Genomic DNA, 17,825 nt, shown 5'->3' on the forward strand with positions numbered 1-17,825 from the left:
TTTAAAGAGCACGCTACTAATTTTTCACAACTGGAAAAGTAGTTAGTAGGCTCTTTTTTATTGTAAAAATTTTATAGATTAAGGGCTCATTTTTTTAGCTTTTAACAGGATAATAGTTGTAATTCGAGCTTCCTTATTAATTGCTGGATAGTTTTATCGTGTTTTGCTAATAGGGAAAGAAAAGATTGATTTTCTTCGCCAGATAAAGCCTTTTTGGCTGCCATCAAGAATTTTTTTCTGATTAATAAAGGATTAGAAAATTTAGTCAATGCGCTCTCATCCCACCAGAAATTCAAATTAATATTGACATCGTTTAAGTGTGTGAAGCTATGTAGCCAATAGGCAGGAATAAATAAGAGCTCTCCTTCCTCTAATTTTCCCTCGTAGTAAGCAGCATGTTTGTAGAGAGGAAAGCGGTTATAATCAGGATTTAAGAGATTTACTTGACTGAAATTTCCTAGCTCACTTTCACTGTATAAATGTAGATAGTAGCTTTGTGTGTTTGAAGGCGGGCATAATACAACGCTTTTTGCGCCCTTAATCTGAGCATTCAAATTGTGGCAACCGTTTTGATCGTAATGCAGCCAAGATACAATGTTTTTAGGAGAAATCCATAAGCCGCCACTATGCAAGGTGTTTTTATTTAAAAATGATGGGATTTCGAAGTCTTTGGTTAGCATGTCCAGCTGTTTATTATATTTTTTTTTATCAAAAAGTGATAATTCATCGCCAGCCAGAAAGACATGTTTAAAGTCTTTTACCAGTTTAATAAAATGAACGAGTTTTCCCTCATTAAAGAATTTATTTTTTTCTATATTTTCTTTACCTATCAGACTAAGATCAGGATACAAGTTTGATTTAGAAATATAATAGTGTACTTTAATTTGACCTATGGTTTTGGCAAAATAATCGAGCGACCATAGTTTATAAGCCGGCCAGAAGTTAACCACATTTTTTATAATGACAGGTTTATTAGGCAAAACATAGTGAGTATGAAATATTTCTGGAGTAAGAGCGCTTACCTGATCAATAGTACCAATTTTTTTCATCACAATACCTTTTTAATTGTGAAAATTAATTAAAATTGACCAAGTAAAAGCGCTCTCTAAAAAAACTATCCCTGCAACTTATATTGCTTTATTTTAAAAGTTGCTCTTTAAAAGAGAATAAACAAGTTCTTTTTTCAGGTTTTCCTTGCGCGTCCATCCAATTAGTGATCATCATCAGCGCGCTTGCTGGTTCATTTTTATCTGCATTGTGAGCTTTTGTGAAACTAACAATGGCATCAGCTGTTTCTTGATTATTGAATTTCACATGATGTCTTACTAAAACTTGATCATATCCTGGATAGCTTTTCATAATACGCTCTCCATAAATGATCGCATGCCCTTCAGGAAGGATTGTTTGTTTATCTTTATCCCAAGTCCAACCTTTTTCTTTTAGTGATTGACTAAAGAGTTGCTGGCACTCGGCAGAGGAGCCGTTGCTTATTAACTCAAAATCCATAATTTTTGTTTGAGCATCAGTTCTAGAGGATGTTGCAGTAGAACTATCAGTTGTGGTAGAGCCATTCGTTGTAGTAGAGCCATTCGTTGTAGTAGAGCTATTAGTGGTGCTAGAACCATCCGTTGGGGAAGAACCCGTAGTTGTGGCAGAACTATTCGTTGTAGTAGAGCTATTCGTTACTGAATCATCATTACTTACTGAATCGGCAGCATAGGCTAGGTTCACTAGTAAAATAGAAGCTAGCACGGTAGTTATCTTCTTGGTCATCTCTCTCTCCCTGGTTGAGCCTTTGCTAATTGACTCCTTAATATCATCACTTTAAATTAAAGTAACTAATTAAAATTTAGCACCTAGTTGAGCTCTCTGCAATTTAACTTAAATTTTAACTGTTTCTTAATAGGTATAAGACCTAATGTTGGGCTCATAATCTAATATTTTATCAAGTCAAAAAACATCCAATCTTTCCGATTTAGGAAGGTGTAACTGGATCTTTAAAAGTACCTAACATCCCTTGGTAAAAGAAGTGATTACTCACTGCAATATCGCCTGAATAGGGATAATCAAAACTTAAAGCGATCGCTAAATTAAAGCCTAAAACAATCGAAAAAAACAATAATGGGGTGATATGTAAAAAATTGGTTTCTCCGCGAATTAAGCCTAATATAACCACGAGAAAAATTGAACCGATGATAAGTGCTGAATTTAATTTATCGGGGATAATACTATGTAGGCGAGCCAGCCTATTTCTTCTGGTTTCTAAAACCGTTTCAAGGTTCCTTACAGCTTGTGTGTAATAGATTCGTTCTAATGTTGTGCGGGGTTCAAATGATTGTAAAATTGTAATTAAATGATGAAGTGCTGCCCAAGCCGCAGAGCTTTCTTTTCCTTGGGTTAACATAGCCCATTCTTGAGTTCTTGCTATAATAGTGTAATTGTAAATACCATTCATAATTTTTGTTTTTACAGGCGCTGGAAAGACATGAATATCACGCATCATTGCGGCTAAAGCATCCGCTTCTTTTGCTACTTCATCTTGCGTTTTTAATAAATAATTCCAAGTATTGATAATTATGAAAGCGAGCAATACCGAGAAGCCAGCACTTAGGATGCTAATTAAGGAATTAGATAAGGCTCGGTGATCTTTATCTATGGGAAAGGTAATTAAGCGCGTTGAAATGAAGGCTGCTAGGTAAGTTAAAACAGTAAGAATCAGTATATATAATAGCGCCAACTGCCAAAAGGAGAGTGTATTAATTAATTCACGAACCATCCTGATTCCTATTATTAGCTTCCTAATTATTTTAACTAGTTTAGTGTAAAATAAAGTTTTATTGCAAAAAATCGTATTGACGGCTTTTTAATTTCTATTGCGTAAGTCACTAAGTTTTTAAGCCAGCGTAGCCTGGGAGCAGGCCCTTTGGGCCGTATCCCAGGTTTACATTCTACACCTACTCCCCAAACTCACTTTGAACACCATCATATCCCAATTTTCTTGCAATACTCTCTTTTGAACATAATGATGAAACTGGAATAGGGCCACCCTTTAGCTAAAGATACATAACCATGTTTAACAGGGTTAAAATGAAAACCTGGGATACGGCCCAAAGGGCCTACTCCCAGGCTACGCTGGCTGAAAGAGCTAATCATGCTTTAAGTTACGTATTTAAATTCAAATTAGTTTCAATCTATTGTTATCAATAAAATGTAGGTTGGAACACTCGGCCCAACATTTCATATTAACCCTTTGATTGACAAAATAAATTATTACCTTAGAATCGCCATGCCTTTTTATAAGAAGTTTTAAAAATTTTAGTAAGGACATGATGTGCAAATTTCAATTAATAAAAAAAGTAATGATAGTTATTTAAGAGGTAATTTTTTTAAATTATTTTCTTCTAAATTTTCTAATCGAGGAGAGCTAGAATCTTATAATGATAATAGCTCTAGTAGCTTTACTGGAGCTACCTATAGATTTATTGGAGGACAGCTTGTCAAAGAGGAAGCTTCATCTACTTCTACTATTAAGATAACGCTTGAATTCGAGCCAAACGCTGGGGTTGATATTTATAAATTGGAAGATGAAATTAAACAATTCTTAGAGCAAGATTTTAAGCTCTCCGCCTCTGAGTATACCTTAGATGGGATCGCATCTAATACATTGAAATATTAATTAAGTTAATGTAGGCCAAGCCATTTAGCCCAACATTTCATACCCTTGCCCAAAACTCGCGAGCTAATAAAAATTAATTTTTATTAGCTATAATAATGAATTAAGACCGAAAGAAATAATTTATTATGCCAAACTTACTGCGAGAAAAATTATTACAAGAATTAACGAAACTTAAAGTTTCGCCTTCAGATTCGGGTTTAGATAAAGACGGCATAACTATTATTTTACACGAATTTAATAAAGCAAATCCTACCAAACCTCCAATCCGCTTAATAGATAGACAACATATCCTTGATGAAATCAAGAAAGAAATAGCAAAAAATCCTGCAGAGGCTAGAAATCAACAATTTATAGTAAAAATTGACGAACACTATTGTGTGGTTGATCTTGAGATCGATGAACAAGGTAATTTTCAGGCGTTAGTTTTAGATGCTGCTAATGATTTAAGATTTTTAGATTTAGTTGAGGATATTTCTAGCTTAGCGGGGCTTAATAAGCTTTATTTGGTAACAGGGATTACAAGTAAGCACAATATACATAAAGACAGCATAAGTTGCCCTATTTTTGCAATTTCTCATGCTTTAGCTTTAAATGAAACACCTCTTTTTAAGCATCTTGAGCAAGAGCAAGTTAGCAAAACTAAATTTAATGAGCATGCATTTGATGTTAAATGGCATCACATGCCGCCACAGATCATGGTAAATTGTCAATCTAATACACTTTGGGAAAGATATAAACAAGATTATGCAAAAGCGTTTAATTCCCCCAACGATTGTTTCAGAGAATATGATGGTTTTCGCTGGGATATGCAAGCAAGGTCATTTGAGATAGATAAAGAGGGATCTACTAAGTATCAGGGTAATATTATGCCCGCAGTTTTTGAGAAACTGACTGAAAAAGCGAAGCAATTTGTTTTAAGTCAAAAAGACAGTGAATTAGAAAATATTATTAATCCTGTGCCGCCAAACTCCGCTGTTCAAGGGTTGCAAGTCTAATTAATAATTGTATTCTAATTAGCAATCAGAATAGAAATTATCGGTTTAAGTTATACAGTAAAGAAGTGTTGAGGAAAATAAAAGTTGTTTAAATTATAAAATAATACTAAACCCTAATTAAACATTGAGTCATTACTTATGAAAACGACAGGTAAGCAAGCTAATAGGGATATTTACTCCTACAATAACCCAATTTATATTAAAAGTTTTGGCTTAGCCTGTGATAAAATTTATGAAGCAGATTTTACGCGCCTTGAAAAAAATGCAAGATTTGCTCTAAGTTTAGATGATGAATATATGGCTATTTTACAAGCTGGAAAAGCGGCCATTGAGTACGGTGTTGCAGGCTTAATACTTTATATTAATATCTATATAAAAATTTTAGAAAAATCAGTCAATAACGGTGAGTTGGTTGAACAAGAAGTAATAACTCTACTAGGTTATGTAAAGTTTGCCCGCCAAATGCTTGCTAAAAAAGAATCTAAAGCCTTAAAATCTATAGAAATTATTTATGGCGATGATCAGTATACGACTCTCTCTTACTGGGAGGAAAAAGAAGGGCAACTTATGCAATTCTTAAATAAAAACGGTATCGATCTTATCAAAGCAGAATCAGACAAAGTGACAAATTTACTGCTGCAAAAGAGTTTTGTTATGCACTAAATTATCCAATCAACATAAGTTATGTTTGCTTACAAGCAGGCTATTTATACTAATGTAGGTTGGGCCTAGGCCTAACATTTCATCTTATGACGCTATTTTGCATTAGATCGTTACTTTTAAGTGTTGATAAACAATTCCTAGAAACGAATTTCTCTCACGAACAAAGTTTACTCTCACCAAAATAAAAAATTTTTTAGTCAATTAGCCTGGGTGCAGGTTTGTAAGACCGAAACCTGGATTGCACTTTGTTTCACCCAGGCTACAACGTACCTATCGAATATACATGTTTGCTAATACTTCAGATAGTTCGCTTATGTTATTTTCTGGGCTCTTTTTATTCATTTTTTTATTGAAGATTTTCTCATAAGACGTATTAATTTTTTCAAGGCATGTTTTATGGCTAAAAAAATTGTTTCTATATTGCTCTTTACTTAATGAAGTTTTCCGCGCTTTATCCAAAATATCAAGGGCAGAATTCTCGCAACCAATGTCTGATAATTGTGAGGCAATTGCTATAATAACATTTGTCATGTCCTGAGGTTTCTTTGATGTAAATGCCTCATCGGTTTTGGTAAAAGGAATGTAGTTTAATTCCTTCTCTGAAAGTTTACGAGCCTCTTTAAATCCCAGTTTAGAACGGCAAGCTACTAAATGAGCACAGCATTTTTTTGCATCTTGGTAAAGTTCATCCAATGTTATTTGGTTTGTTGCAGAAATCATATTTCTAGTACACCTACTGTATTTTATGGAAAATATTTTTATTGTTAATTCTGTCATTTATTCTGCTTGAAATTCTTAAATTAGCTTGCTTGCAAGCAGGTTTTCAACTCCAGAGCGCTTATAGCTTAATTGAAATTATTTCCCGTTTGCAAGCAAACGGGCTATAGGGCTAACTCAATAGTTATTGTGTGTACTGATATTTTTGAGATATCACAGATTTTGAGGAATGTTCAGCATTATTCTTTCGTGATTTTAAGCGTTGAAAGAAAGTGGTATGAGAAACTTTTTCTAGGGCAGGAGCTGGACTAGAAGAGGTAGCTGGCTTTACCTTGTCTTGAATTTCTGCTTGTGGACTTAATTTTTCTGTTGATGCTACCTTTATATCAGAAAAGCTAGTCAGAATGCGTTGCGCTTGTTCATGCCCTGAATCTGCAGCTGCTTTTCTTAAATCATAAGCTATGTTTGCAAGTTGATTATTTTGTATACTTAAGCTAGATAAATTATTTGCTAATTCAAATAAAAGTTCAGCAAAATTATTGGGATAATCGCCTGACTCTTGAAATAAATGCAGCATTTGAATAGTTAATTTTACTAGTGATTCTTCAATTTCAGTATTATTGTTATTTAAAAGAAGTCTATAGCTGTCTGAAATTAGCAGCTTTAGTGTATCTAATGTAGAGGAAGTGGATATATTATTTGCGGTTGATTGGACTTGCCTATCTTTGAAAAGAGCTAATGTCTCAGCCAATAGATTAATTGCTAGCGTATTTTGTGCTTCTAGAGCAGTTTGGAAGGCATCCTTATTATTCGGTCCTAATTGTTGTATATTTATACCAGGAAGAGATAGTAACGCTTTAGTTATCCTAATGGTACACGGGGTTTTTACCGAATTAGGTAATAAGGTACTGTATTTTTGCGTTAATTCTTTATTAAAAGGAAGAAATTGAATAATCTTTTCGGCAAGCGCTAAATAGTGTTCTTGTAATTTTAAATCGTAACAGTTAGCAATATTCTCTATGCACCAATCTACGATATCTGCGCCTTGACACTTAAAGGTAAGATCAACTTGACCCGAGGTAACCCATTCTTCCATTTTTTTGAAATTAGCTTGGTTAGGATTGCGAGACTGACACCAAGCAGCAATAAAGCTTTTACCACTTTCATTTACAATATTTAAACTTATTCCTTTCATTTTTAGCAAGGCATCAAATATGATGTAATTTCTTTCACAGCCTGCTTTAAAAAAGGCGGTAACCATATCTTGATGATAGACAGTTTGATCTACTTCATGGAGGGGCATAGCTTATCCTTAATGCAAATTAACGAATAGTAGCATATTAGATTTGAGGCTAAAACTGTTGTATGGCATGAAGAAGGGGTTGCACATTGCCAACATTTCTTTTGGCTAAGAAGGTTTTTTTATTTCATGGGTAAGGTGTTTTACCCATGAGTGAATTGAATAGAAGTAACTAGTTTATTACTTAGTCATAATATAACCTAAGATAAATTCTGCAGTTTCTCCTTCGCAGGCTGAGTCAGTGGAGGCAAAGTGAGTTTTATATTTATTAGGGCTCCAGCAGCGATAGAGGGCTGTCGTATTAGCTTGTGGGGTAGTATAAATCCAGCCAAGTGTCCTTTGTCTTTTATAGCCTGCTTTGGCACAAACGCCATCAACACTAATAAGATGATCAGTGGCACCATTCCAATTTGAAATACAATCTTCAATAGCTACCGTGGCAGGTGCTGTTGCACCTACTGGTTTTCGGGTCATGGTGTAGCCTAGGCTTTTTACATAAGTATAACCAGGTGCAGGCACATTAGTGGTCCATAATTCTGTTATGCCATTAACAACTTTTGAAAATCGACTTAGCTCAACCCCAACTTGCGCGCGTTCGCCATTGTTATTAGGAATAGTGTCTGTAGTTAATGTGACATCGCGAAAGACTTGATAGCGTTGGCCAAAGTTACCACCAGGTGGAATATAGAGATAAGCGAGTTGAAATTTTCCGTTTGACCATTGGCGCCCACCTTCCATGCCTTGAATAACAATATAGGCAACAAAGTCACCTGCGTCTGCAGTACGATTCCAAGTATTATTATCGCTTAACAAAAGCGGCTCTTGCATCGTGATAAAGTTCACTCTATCTTGTGAAAACGCAATCTTAGAGCCGCTGGCTCCCGAAGGCGAGGCCATTAATACCATATAATCTTTATCTTTCCACCAAGAGGGTGTGCCCCAAACTGAATACCCGGTTGCCGCACCACCTAAGCCTGGTGAGTCCCATTTGCCATTATTGTATTTAATCCAGGTGCCGCCAACAGGGTCACAATCTTTAGCAGCCCTGGCTACAAAGGTTTTATAATCGGTATTTCTAGTGCAGTAAAGATAATAATAATTAGCGTCTGCAGCTTCTGAACAATCCCCTTCACCAGTGATTCTTCCTGGTATGGGTGGTTGGGTTCCGGTAATAATTTGGCCATCAAGGGCCCATGTTTGACCTTCATCATAGGATTGTACTAGAGCAAAGGATTTATAAGATTGTCCAATATCGTAATTACAAAAGGATTCTGCATGGGTAAATGCATAAAGATGTTGTGGATTTTTAGGGTCACGCTCTACATTGTCAATCCATAAACCGCAATCTGAATAACCATTGGCTACGCGACCAATAACAGGCGTTAAACTTGAGCCTGCGCAAGTTGGGTCCTTGCCAATCATCCGATAACTGGTTTCATTATCTGTAAAACACAGATACGTTCCATTCGTTAATTTAATGGAATTATGGCTGCCATCAATGATATTGTTTGCAGGGCCTAACGTGATATAAGGATGGCCAATTCTAAACTGAAGGTATTTAATATCATCAAGAGCTGCTTGAGTCATTAACGGCATCATAAACAAACATAGCGTAGAAAATAATTTATTTTTTTGCATAGCCTAATATCCCATTTTGTTATCATGTTGTAAGGCACAAAGCTTTTCTAATGTCGTTAAGCTTATTGCTGGTATTGCTTTTTTAAAGCCATTAATCAAAAGCACCTGATCACAATTAAATAAATTTAAGCGTTCACAAATCACTTGCGAAATTAGTGTTGCATTGGGATTGGTATGACTAACATCTCCGGTCGGTGTTTTTTGTAATGACCAAAGCATAAGACCTGGTGCTTTATTATTGGTATTAGCCTTGGTAATCACTTGACGGGATAAAGAGAGGACAGAACAAAGATCATAAACATGCGATGAATCGACTTCAGGAGGAACAGCCACACCTAGATTAACTTGGCCTTTAAAATATTGGTTATAAGCATCTAGAGCGTCAGTAGCATTGTATTGGCTGCCGGCATTATAACTCATAACATTAATCATATTAATGGCAGTTGCTGCTGGCGAACGCATTAAGGGTATCATGATCCCGCGATACGCATTAGCTGGTGGCGACTGTTTCCATGAGCCTTCACCAAAGGCACCATTAGACCAACCAGCTACTGAAATGATAGCGGTTGCAGGCAAGGCTGCTTTTAGTTTAGTAACATAGGATTGAAATGCTGTGTCAATGGCACAGTGTATTTGAGCATCTGCTCCTAGAGCACAGCCAGGGTTAGTTGGTTCAAAGTCTATATCGACACCATCTAGACCAAAATCGGTAACAAAATTAGCAATGGCATCTACATTAAGTTTCGACCAATTTGCTCCGTAAGAAGCACCACCGACTGAGATAAGTATTTTAGTTGTCGGCTGCTTAGCACGCAACGTTGCAATGGCTGTTTTTAAAACAGTGCCGCTGTAATTAAAACCTAAGCCCGTCGTTGTTAAATCAAAGCTTGATTTAGCATAAGAAGCATCAGGCTTCATAAAGGCAAGATTGACCACATTGACAAAAGAGGGAAGGTTGGCAAGGTTAGTTTGAGCGCCATCGGTAATTTGTCCATCTTTAAATAGCGAATCAAAGTAGCCAACGTAAATAGCGTTTGATGTCGTTGCTCGCTTATAAGTTACCGTTAATTCTTTATTAGAAGGAATGGTTACCGTGAGAGGATTAAACGTTGCATCATAACCAAAAAATGATGATTTTAGATTGTAAGTGCCAGTGGGTAAGGTAATCGTTTGGCCTGCAAGATTGATTGTTTGCGTAAAACTGGTATTACCATTGCTAAACGTGATCGGCATCACTGTCGCGGGTGGGTTTTTAAGCGTGATTTTCAGTGCCCCGGTTGCCGTTTGTTGTGTATAGATTAAGTTTTGCGTGACAGTAGTATTTGCTTTAACTGCCGCAGTTTGTGCAGAAGCGCTGTAATACACAGTCCCATTGGTCACTAAACTACCCTGAATGGTGTAGTTTCCTGGTGTAAGATTAGTTAATTGCCAACTAGTGCCCCAATTTAGAGTTTTTTGATTTTTATAATTAGTACCTGTTACATCGACACTGGGAGCAGGTAAGCCTGCTGCAGGCGCTACTGGCAGTGTGATTAATAAAGTGCCTGTTGTTTGGGGTTGAGATGTATAGATAAGTGTTGCTGAGGCTGTGGCATTAGCTACCACATTAGCGGTTAGTGGCTGTGCAGTGTATGTGGAAATACCATCGGTTACATTTGCGCCTTTTATTGTATAAACGCCCGGGGTTAAATTACTAAATGTATAACTCGTATTCCAGTTAATCGTTTGTTCTTTAGAATAGTTACTCCCACTCACAGTGATGACAGGCGCATTTAATGCGTTATTAGGGGATATGGGAAGATTTACAGTTAAGTTACCCACTTGTGCAGGTGGATTATCAATTGCTGCTTTAAAAACAAATGGTCCTGTTGGTCTAGGCGAAGTAGGATTAGCATTGAATTGGATTGTTAGAGGATTTTTACAGTCTGGATCAGGTGCTAGCGAACCTGAATAGGGCGTGCCACCTACTAAAGTGACAGAACTATTAGTCTGATTTGCAACAGTCCAAGCGACCCAAGGATTACCCCAGATATTAGTTGGCATAGGCAAAGCATAGTTAAAATCAAATTCTAAGTTGGTCAATGGGATGGTAAACGATGACGTGTTGCAAATCGTAAATGTTTCAACCCAATTGACATTTTGAACACTTACTTTTACATCAATGGGCGTTAAGGGAGGCGCTAATAAATGTAAATTATTGATAGGTGATTTACTGTTTTTATTTAATTTTACACGTATTTGCTCACCTGGGTTTAATAGTGGCCTTGCTAGGTTCATAAAAGTAATGAGGTAGCGATGCCCTTGAAAATGGGGCAAAGTAGATAAATCATTAGCTTTTAAAATGACTTGTCCTTCGTGCTCTTCAATAGCAACCTGAGTGACTTGCGCTTGCGAATAAAATTCAATACGAGCTTCATTTAAATTAATACTTTTATCAGTGTTATTGAAAATAGTAATGCATTCATTTTGATAACTGATATTGATAGGAATTAGTGTAGATGTTATTAAGGAATTTTTATTAATTTGTGGTGGTTCAACTGCTTGCAATAATTGAGAAAAAAAACATGCGATTAAAACTAAGAATATTTTATATAGAGTCATCATCCCTTCTTAGCACATAAGCTAAACAAATCCATGTTAAATCAGCGTATCATAGTTTTATCTCAGGCAACAGCTTAAGTGAGGAAGTTGGGCCAAGGCCCAACAAGAATCTAAATTATAAAATGTTTATAAAAATTGAGATCATTTGTTGGGTTGCGACCTAACCTACATTTGCTATTTTTACCAACCCCCTTGATAAGGGCGATGTTTCTTAATTTCGCTATTCGTTTCACCGCGATGATAATGAAGTCGCCAGACACTTTCTTTTGCTTTTTTATCCCAAAATGGATGATAATCGATAGCAAAAATGCGCTTAGAAAGATTATTTTGTTGTTGATATAAATTTAAGCCACCACCACCTTTAGAATAAAAAAGAAATGCTGCTCGATAATTCCCTCGACGCATAAGGCCATAAATCGCTAGAGAGGTGCTTAAAAATACAGTCGTTTTATAGGGAAAATTATTATCTGGTGTTTTGGGTTCTTCGTTATCATTCACATTAATACTCCAAGTGAATCAATTAAGGTTATACGCTATTTTATCTATCTATTGATCACATCTCCATCAATTTGATAATCAAATACTAGCAAGTAGCCTGGGAGAAGGGCTGCGCCCGTATCCCAGGTTTTCAATAGTTTTTTCGAAGTCAGGAATTGCTATTTGGGTTGTTAGATAAGAATTGGGGAAAGTGCTTCCCTGAGAGGAGTTTGGTGAGTAGTTGGTGTTAAAAGTAAACTTAGGATACGGGCGTAGCCTTTCTTCTAGGCTTGCCGGCTAAACAAAAAATTTCATGTCGCGGCTGATTTTGTACTGAAAAGAAAGAGATTTGTTTCAATCTACCCTTTAAATTTCAAATTCGCACAACTACACCTTTCTAAAACACTTCAAAAAGATTTTTTTTTAGAACTATTTAAACTCTACTATTTTTATAGTAGATTCTACTAAAAATATAGTAGAGTGTGGATTACTTAGTTTCTGGAGAAAATATGTCATTAAAAAAAGGAGCAAAAACATTGACTCAAGATCGCCTTCTAACCGAGGTAGAACTAGAGTTAATGAATATTATTTGGAGTCTTAATCAGGTAACCATTAAAGATATTGTTTCACACTTGCCCAAAGAAAGGCCTCTAGCTTATACCACTGTGGCGACGGTCGTAAAAGTGCTTGAGCAAAAAGGATTTTTAGGATGCCAAAAAAATAATTATGCCCATGTATTTCATCCTCTTGTTAGCAAGGCTGAGTATGAAAGCACTTGTATTGCTCACATGGTAACCCATGTTTTTGATGGGGAACCTGTGGCATTGGTGCAAAGACTTTTAATGGCCAAAAAGCTCGAAGAAGATGACCTGCAGGCCATTCAAGAAGCACTGAAGCAATTGACTACCTCTACTCAGCAAAAAGAGTCTTAAGCATGTTATTTTTAGAAATTTTATTGAGTATCCATTGCTTACTTTTAGTAAGTTCATGGATTATCGGTGGTCGTTGGCTTGCAAATCAACCGTCTTTTAAGCTCAAATTAACTCGGCTTTTATTAATCAGTTGTGTCATTTCCCCATTAATTGTTCATTGGATAGATACTACTCAAAAGCCTAAATGGCTCCACTATGCATCTATTGATACGTTGCAAGATTACGTACACTCACCTCTCAAGGTTGAGCCTTCGCAAAAAAATTTTAAGTTAGCGACTGCATTTTCAATAGGCCATATGAATTTTATTCAGCTCTTTTGTGTTGTGTTTTGTTTGATCATCCTATTTCGCAGTTATAAAGTAATATTGAGTTTATGGCATTTACGAGCGCTGTTAGCCGAAGCCGTTTCTTATCGAACTTGCGGTAAATTGATTATTAAAGTTTCTCACCGCTGCAATATTCCTTTTTCAGTCGCTTTATTAAATAAAGCTTATATCGTTTTACCAGTATCCTTATTTTCTTCAACCAAGAATGTAAAAATTGCGCTTGCTCATGAAGGTCAGCATCACCGAAATGGTGATTGTTTATGGGCCTATTTTATAGAAATCCTGCGCGTTATCTTTTGGGGTAATCCAGGGGTGACTCGATGGCGTCGTATTTTAAGCGAATTACAAGAATTTTCATGTGATGAAGTACTGGTTGGCCAGCCAAAAATTTCGGCGCATGACTATGGACGCTGTTTGTTTGATGTTGTACAGACAGTGTCTCAATGTTCTATGTCATCTAACCGAGAAATTGCATGCACGGTGGGTATGGCTTTAGGCAAGGACAACAAAGACAGTACTTTTATTATTAGGAGAATTTCAATGTTATCAACTTATCCACTTAATGCATCTAAATCATTTGTGTTAGGCCTAGCCTTTGTGGGGTTTTCTATCTTAGCTCCCATCTGTGTCGCTTATTCAGCTGTAGGAGTATTGACGGGTTCTAAGACAAAAGAAATCGATATCTCTCAAATAGATCCTAAATTACAACTCATTGTAGAGAAAGAAATTAGACAGGCTGTGCAGCAATACCATGCAAAATCAGGGGTTGTTGCAATTGTTAATGTAAAAACGGGCAATCTTATTGCTTTTGCTGAAGTTAGTCATGATAAAAATCAGATTAGCTGGAAATCTCGTATTTTTTCACCGGGCTCCACAATAAAACCTTTTATTGCAGCCGCAGCAATTGATTCTGGACACAGCTCTGAAACCCAAAGCTATACTTGTCATTCACCTTATTCTATCGAAGGAGAAGTATTTAAAGATTACAAAGCTAGCAATGCGCCTATTTCATTAATGCAAGCGATGGCAAACTCAAGTAACGTATGCTTGATTAAGATCTCGCAAGAAACGGGAGCACCTGTAATTCGTAAAAAACTTGCTGAATTTGGTTTTGATATGAACACTTGGTGGCAAGCCAATCAAAGCGATGAATTACAACTTGCCAGAGTTGCAGTGGGTGAAAATATACCAGTTACCGTGGACTCACTAACAAAATCCTATGCCATGCTTGCTAATCAAGGACGTCCATTTAAAGGAAGTGCTACCCCTATTATTTCAGCCACAACAATGAGCTCAATAAATCATATTCTTGTGAACGCTGTAATAAATGGCACCGGAAAACTTGCTGCAATTCCTGGAGTTAGCGTCGCTGGTAAAACAGGAACAGTAGTAGAAAATAGTAATCTTACCAAGGGAAAACATCTTGCCTTGTTTGCTGGGTATGTACCAATTAATACACCACAATATGCCATGGTGGTTGTAATTGAAGACGGTCATGCAAGCAAAAAAGACACAATACTGAATTCAGGAGGAGAATTAGCAGCGCCTGTATTTCGTAGTGTTGCAATAAATAGCATGAAGGCAGCTAATCGCTAAGTAACCTAGGGATACAGCATATTTGCTGTATCCCGCCTTAGTATCAATAGCAGACGTAGGTTGGGCCACTCAGCCTAACATTTACCCCTTCTGCAGTTTTGGATTTCTCACCGATATAGCCATTCGGTATCTCACTTTGTTTAATAAATAGCTACAACCTGAAATATTTTAATCCCATTCCGTTAGGCTTTAAATTGATAGAAAGCCTAGGGGTTGACAAGTATTTGTTGGGCCGAGTAGCAATTTGCGTAGTCTATTTAATATTTAAATGGTATAATTAATTGACAATTTGTATTTCAATTGATTATATGACCTATTTAGTGGCTTTCCAAAAAGCATATACTGATTATGTGACGCAATCTCAAAGGCAGGGTTATACCTTTGGGTGGTTTAGTAGTTTACGTCATAGTCGATCCTTTTACCCTCATATTGAAGATTTGTTTAACGAATTAAAAAAAGCGGATAACTTAGAAGCTCAAAAGGCCATCGTTGAAGGCTATTTAAAATCACCTAAGACTAAGTTTAATAATCATTCCTTTAGTATCTATTTATTAAAATATTTAACAGAGAAATTTCCTAACGAAAGTTGGGAAGAATATTATCCTAAAGATAAACAAATAGCATTTTATACAGGCATTTTGTATCGAGGTACTTTGCAGAGTCCACAAGATGCTCTTAAGAAAGGCATATCTAGTAAAACCTCGCCTAGAATTGAAGAATTTGCCCAGCATACTAGTATGGCTGTAGGCATTTCGACGTCTAAATCAAAAGGTATAGCAGCAAAATATAGAACCTCCACGTTTTCAACAGGAAAGGGTGTTTATTTTGAAACCGGTTATTTATATAAGATAAATTATCGTGGTTTAGGAGGAATTGATATCAATAAGACGCTTGAAGTGCGAAATGACAGTATTACAATGACGATAGGGCAAGATAAACAAGAAGTAAATATAGTCGATACAATTCCCACCGAAGATATTGTAGGCTACTGGGACCAAAAAGACGTCTGGCATGAAAATACTGAATATAAAGAAGAGAAACAACCATCGATAGCGGTTTCCATATTTGCTCGGTTAGAAGCTTTATTTAAGAAACAATCTAGCACTGTCCCTCTTGATATTACGCTTACCGATCAACAATTGACTTCTATTTTAGAAAATCCAACACAACGAAAATTATACGATTTTATTTTAAGGTTGCCTGCTAATCCTAAAAATCCTTCTTTCTCAGCGGCCATAAAAATGTTACATATTATTGGTGGTAATCTAGAACAAAAGACATTTACTGAAGAAGAACGTTTTGCAACTCTAGAGGGAAGATTAGGGGAAATTAGCTTAGAGTTGGCCAGCCAAAATTTACTAAGTGATAATTTCCGCATGAATACTTATAAAAATAAGCTTCAAGGCCCTTTTTATCCCTTAGTTGAAAGCATATGTCAATTTATTGTAAGTACTTCAGCTTATAAAAAAGAAAAGCTCTATACGTTAATGGATAAACTTATAGAATTTCAAAACAACCCGTTATTTGATGACGCTGAGTTTGCAGCGCTCCAAAGCTATTGCCAAACCCTTTTACAAGATCCTAAATTTACCTTTAAAAGGATAAGCCTTTTTGGGCTATTAACATCAAATAGCCAAGATGCAGCAACTCAGTTAAGTCGATTTTTAGAAGGCAGTAAAGGATTGTTGTTGGTGGGTAAGTTAGCCAAAGAAAATGGCAATAATTCTAATATTATAAAAGAATTAAAAGATGCAGTACAAGTAAATAACTATAAGTCGGCTCAAACTATTTTGTCTACATTCCCAGATTCAGTTAACAAAGAGGTAGCCAATAATTTTTTTCAAAGATGTATTAGTGCGCAAGTTGCTACTGATTTTCCGAATAAGAAACTATATCAACCTTTAGTAAATCCTTTTTTAGAATATAACAGCAAACAATATACTTTTGATATCTACCAGTTAAAGAAAATTATGGAAGGGAAGCCTAAAAATAAAGACGTTGGATTTGTCTTTAGTATTGATCAATTTGGTAATATTTTGTTTTCAGAAGATAATGACCTATCTAAGCATGTTAATTTATGTAAGCCTCCGGCAATAGGCGCTGGTGAAGTATTTTTAAAAAATACCGATTCAGGGATTGAGCTTACCTGTATAACGAATCGAAGTGGTTTATATAGGCCTAGCGATGAATTTATTAAACCACTGAAAGATATTTTTAGGAAAGTAGAAATAAATGTTAGGCAGACTATGTTTAGAGATGAGCGACAAAATCAAATCAGTGACTGGGTTCAATCAAGACGTATGTAAGTGAGAAGACCCAAATTAAGTTATCTTAATCAAGTAGATTAAATTTTTCAATTGATGTTGAATACAATAGAGCTATGCTATAAATTAAATCAAATTTTTGAAATTCCTACCGTTTTAAAGCAAACGTAGGTCGGGCGCATCGCCCGACATTTCCTTTGAATATCTTGATTTATTAAGAGTTTCTTTCGCCATGCGAAACGTCATCATTCTTTTATTATTGATGCCATTTTTATATTGCTTGATCACTTTCGCATGATTATGCTCTTGCCAGAGCATGTCAGGCTAAGCGCCCAAGAGTCAAGATTGAGGCAGGCAGAGGTAAATTTGGTCCCTTTTTGGAAGCGCCGAAACCATCCATGCGGCTCGATGTTGTGCATCCATGCACAACAACGTTCCAAAAAGTGCCCAAACTTACCTCTGCTGCGAGACCGTAAGTACGCTAAACATAGTATTTTCTATGGTGCTAAGAGAACTATTTGCTTAACCTGACGGCTATGGGGGAAGCGCCCGACCTACGCTACTTTTTAATATCTTTAATAGCAAGTAGCCTGGGAGGAGGGCGTAGCCCGTATCCCAGGTTTTCAATGGGTTTTTTAAG

Annotated in this window: 14 protein-coding genes; 6 read left to right on the top strand and 8 right to left on the bottom strand. The window is 36.2% G+C overall.

Features of this window, described 5'->3' with window-relative positions:
* Positions 1-101: 101 nt before the first annotated feature.
* From DYE47_RS04115 to DYE47_RS04125, 3 genes are all read right to left on the bottom strand, one after another.
* Positions 102-1,049 carry a cupin-like domain-containing protein gene (locus tag DYE47_RS04115; RefSeq protein WP_115302051.1) on the bottom strand — a complete coding sequence of 316 codons (948 nt, stop codon included), beginning with the start codon at positions 1,047-1,049 and terminating at the stop codon, positions 102-104.
* A gap of 88 nt (positions 1,050-1,137) precedes the next feature.
* A complete protein-coding gene (locus DYE47_RS04120) occupies positions 1,138-1,773 on the bottom strand; it encodes a hypothetical protein (RefSeq protein ID WP_115302052.1) in 636 nt (211 codons plus the stop codon).
* A 202-nt stretch (positions 1,774-1,975) separates the two neighbouring features.
* A complete protein-coding gene (locus DYE47_RS04125; RefSeq protein WP_115302053.1) occupies positions 1,976-2,776 on the bottom strand; it encodes a bestrophin-like domain in 801 nt (266 codons plus the stop codon).
* A gap of 555 nt (positions 2,777-3,331) precedes the next feature.
* Between DYE47_RS04125 and DYE47_RS04130 the strand changes: the two genes are divergently transcribed.
* From DYE47_RS04130 to DYE47_RS04140, 3 genes are all read left to right on the top strand, one after another.
* Positions 3,332-3,676 carry a hypothetical protein gene (locus DYE47_RS04130; RefSeq protein ID WP_115302054.1) on the top strand — a complete coding sequence of 115 codons (345 nt, stop codon included), beginning with the start codon at positions 3,332-3,334 and terminating at the stop codon, positions 3,674-3,676.
* A 125-nt stretch (positions 3,677-3,801) separates the two neighbouring features.
* Entirely contained in the window at positions 3,802-4,671 is an 870-nt protein-coding gene (locus DYE47_RS04135) for a hypothetical protein (protein ID WP_115302055.1), read from the top strand.
* A gap of 138 nt (positions 4,672-4,809) precedes the next feature.
* Positions 4,810-5,334: a hypothetical protein gene (locus DYE47_RS04140; RefSeq protein ID WP_115302056.1), complete on the top strand. Its 525-nt coding sequence runs from the start codon at positions 4,810-4,812 to the stop codon at positions 5,332-5,334.
* A gap of 270 nt (positions 5,335-5,604) precedes the next feature.
* On the opposite strand, the gene DYE47_RS04145 is transcribed toward DYE47_RS04140, so the two are convergent.
* The 5 genes from DYE47_RS04145 to DYE47_RS04165 all read right to left on the bottom strand — a co-directional run bounded on the left by DYE47_RS04145 (position 5,605) and on the right by DYE47_RS04165 (position 12,088).
* On the bottom strand, positions 5,605-6,111 hold the full coding sequence (locus DYE47_RS04145) for a hypothetical protein (protein WP_147285923.1): 507 nt from the start codon (positions 6,109-6,111) through the stop codon (positions 5,605-5,607).
* Between the two features lie 124 nt (positions 6,112-6,235).
* Positions 6,236-7,354 (bottom strand): hypothetical protein, encoded by a 1,119-nt coding sequence (locus tag DYE47_RS04150; RefSeq protein ID WP_115302058.1) that lies wholly within the window; start codon positions 7,352-7,354, stop codon positions 6,236-6,238.
* 177 nt (positions 7,355-7,531) lie between these two features.
* Positions 7,532-8,989, bottom strand: a complete 1,458-nt coding sequence (locus DYE47_RS04155; protein ID WP_115302059.1) for a hypothetical protein — start codon at positions 8,987-8,989, stop codon at positions 7,532-7,534.
* Positions 8,990-8,992: 3 nt separating this feature from the next.
* Positions 8,993-11,593 carry a glycosyl hydrolase family 18 protein gene (locus tag DYE47_RS04160; protein WP_115302060.1) on the bottom strand — a complete coding sequence of 867 codons (2,601 nt, stop codon included), beginning with the start codon at positions 11,591-11,593 and terminating at the stop codon, positions 8,993-8,995.
* A gap of 177 nt (positions 11,594-11,770) precedes the next feature.
* A complete protein-coding gene (locus DYE47_RS04165; protein WP_115302061.1) occupies positions 11,771-12,088 on the bottom strand; it encodes a hypothetical protein in 318 nt (105 codons plus the stop codon).
* Between the two features lie 488 nt (positions 12,089-12,576).
* Between DYE47_RS04165 and DYE47_RS04170 the strand changes: the two genes are divergently transcribed.
* From DYE47_RS04170 to DYE47_RS04180, 3 genes are all read left to right on the top strand, one after another.
* Entirely contained in the window at positions 12,577-12,999 is a 423-nt protein-coding gene (locus DYE47_RS04170) for a BlaI/MecI/CopY family transcriptional regulator (RefSeq protein ID WP_115302062.1), read from the top strand.
* A 2-nt stretch (positions 13,000-13,001) separates the two neighbouring features.
* Positions 13,002-14,921, top strand: coding sequence for a M56 family metallopeptidase (locus DYE47_RS04175; RefSeq protein WP_115302063.1), 1,920 nt, complete (start codon positions 13,002-13,004; stop codon positions 14,919-14,921).
* 281 nt (positions 14,922-15,202) lie between these two features.
* Complete coding sequence (locus tag DYE47_RS04180; protein WP_147285924.1) at positions 15,203-17,227, top strand: hypothetical protein; 2,025 nt, start codon at positions 15,203-15,205, stop codon at positions 17,225-17,227.
* Positions 17,228-17,825 lie beyond the last annotated feature (598 nt).

Source organism: Legionella beliardensis (assembly GCF_900452395.1).
Lineage (GTDB): Bacteria > Pseudomonadota > Gammaproteobacteria > Legionellales > Legionellaceae > Legionella_C > Legionella_C beliardensis.